This is a genomic window from Kosakonia quasisacchari, from assembly GCF_004331415.1.
Lineage (GTDB): Bacteria > Pseudomonadota > Gammaproteobacteria > Enterobacterales > Enterobacteriaceae > Kosakonia > Kosakonia quasisacchari.
In genome coordinates this window covers 1-2,215 of record NZ_SJOP01000056.1, presented here as the reverse complement: position 1 = coordinate 2,215, position 2,215 = coordinate 1, and the positions used below count along the sequence as shown (strand labels likewise).

Genomic DNA, 2,215 nt, shown 5'->3' with positions numbered 1-2,215 from the left:
CAGCCATCGCCATCCGCGCCATCAGGGTCGCCGTGGCCTGGCTGTTATCCAGCGCCAGACTGTCGAGGCCGGTCAGCGTGCCGTTGTTAGTGATACGGCCTTCATGTGCCGACAGCGTTTTGCCCTGCACGCTGCCGTTGTTGGTAAGTTGTTGTCCGCGCAGGGTGATGTCCCCGGCGCTGAGCAGTTGTCCGTCGTTATTCAGCTGTGCCGCGCGGATATCCGCCGGGCCCTGGCTCAGCATCTGCCCCTGGTTAGCGAGTGTGCCGGTAACCTGCACGTTCAGCGCGTCCTGCGCCTGCACCGTGCCGCTGTTATGCAGGCTGTCCGCCGTTGCGGTCAGGGTTTTCCCCTGCATCCGGCCCGCGTTGTCCAGGGTTTTACCCTGCAGTGCCAGACTGCCGCCGCTGACCAGTTGACCGTCTGCGGTAGTGGTCAGCGTGTTGCCATCCCACGTCAGCCCGTCCGTCCCCTGAATCAGGCCGCTGCTGTGCAAATCGCCGTGCAGGGCGAGCACTTTCGCCATCAGCGCGCCGCTGTTCGTGCTGTTATCAGCCGTCAGCGTCATCGCCTGCCGGCTGACCACCTGGCCCTGGTTATCCAGCGTGCCGCTGACCGTGGCGGTCAGGCCGTTCTGCCCGAGTGCCGTACCGGTGTTCATCCACTGCCCGGTCGCGAGGTTCAGCGTGTCGCCCTGTATCTGCCCGGCGTTGTTCAGCCGGTCATTCTTCAGCGACACCGCGCCGTTACTGAGCAGCAGGCCACCCTGCTGGTTAGTCAGCGTGGTACCGGAAGCGGTCAGCAGCGCCGTGCCCTGCAGCGTACCGCTGCTGGTGATATCAGCGCTGTTCAGCGTCAGGTTTTTCGCGGCAATCAGGCCGCTGTTGCTCAGTTGCGACGTGTTCAGCGTGGCGGTGTCGTCCGCGACAATGCGCCCGTCCGCCGCGTTATTCACCTGTTGCGCCAGCGTCAGCAGCAGCGTGGTGGCACTCAGGTTGCCCTGGTTATCGAGGGTCTGCCCGCTGAGGTTCAGCGTGCCCGCCGTCGCCAGCGCCCCGCCGTTGGTGGTGTTCTGTGCGTTAAGCGTCAGCGCATCGTCGCCCTGCACGCTACCCGTATTACTGAGCGTGTTCGCGGTGATGCCGGTGGTTTTTGCCGCCAGCACGCCACGGTTGCTGATGTCATCCGCCGTCAGGCTGAGCGTGTTATCCGCCAGCAGCCGTCCGCTGTTCTCCAGGCGGGCGTAGTCACTGAACAGGTTCACACCGTTTATTTCGCCGCTGCTGGTCAGGCTGTTGCCGTGCAGATGCAGGTCACCGTCGGTGGTGATTAACCCGCTGTTGTTCAGTTGCGGGATGGTAAGCGTCAGGTCTTTTGCGGAGTACAGCGTGCCGCCGGTAAGGTTTTCCAGCCAGTCCGTCTGCAGGTTCAGAGCCTGTGTGCCCTGCAGCAGCCCGCTGCTGGTGATATGTGTGCTGCCGAGGCTGAGCGTATCCGCGACCAGCGTGCCGCTGTTGGTCAGCGCACCGGGGGCGGTCAGGGTGATGGCTGACGCATTCGATTTCCCGCCGTGACTGACGGATTTCGCCGTCACGCTGAGCGTGCCTTTCGCTGCCTGAGTGCCGTTCAGCGTGGCGCTGTCAGCGGCCGTCAGGGCCAGGTCACTGCCGCTCTGCAGCTGTGCCTGCTGGCGGGTCTGCAGGTCAGCCGCTTTCACGCTCAGGGCCTTACCGGCATTCACCTGCCCGCCGATATCAGCGGTGGTCTGCGCGGTCAGCGTCACATCGCCTTTCGCGGTAACAGTGGAGCCTGTGCCGGTGGTCAGTGCGCCGGCCTTCACGTTCAGGGAGTCTTCTGCGGCCAGTGTGCCGTTGTTCTGTACCCCATCGCCGGAGACCGCAAGCGTCTGCCCCTGCAGGGTACCGCCGTTATTCAGCGCCGAGGTGGTGGCGGTGAGATTGCCTTTTGCCGCTACCGTCCCCTGGTTATCCAGCCGGGTGGCCGTGAGCCGGGTATCGCCTTCGGATAGCAGCGAGCCGCTGTTGTGCAGCGCATCGCCGGTCACACCCAGCGACTGGCCCTGCAGTGTTCCGCTGTTTTTCAGCGTGGTTGTCGTGGCGGTGAGCTGATTTTTCGCAGCGATGGTGCCCTGATTATCCAGCTGTCCGGCGGTAATGCGGGCATCACCCGCCGCCATCAGCGTGCCGCTGTTGTG

1 protein-coding gene is annotated in these 2,215 nt (G+C 64.2%); it reads right to left on the bottom strand.

All coding sequences use genetic code 11. From position 1 onward, the window contains the following. Nucleotides 1-2,215 (bottom strand): beta strand repeat-containing protein (locus E0L21_RS24605; RefSeq protein WP_407928697.1); only part of this gene is annotated, 2,215 nt, incomplete at both ends.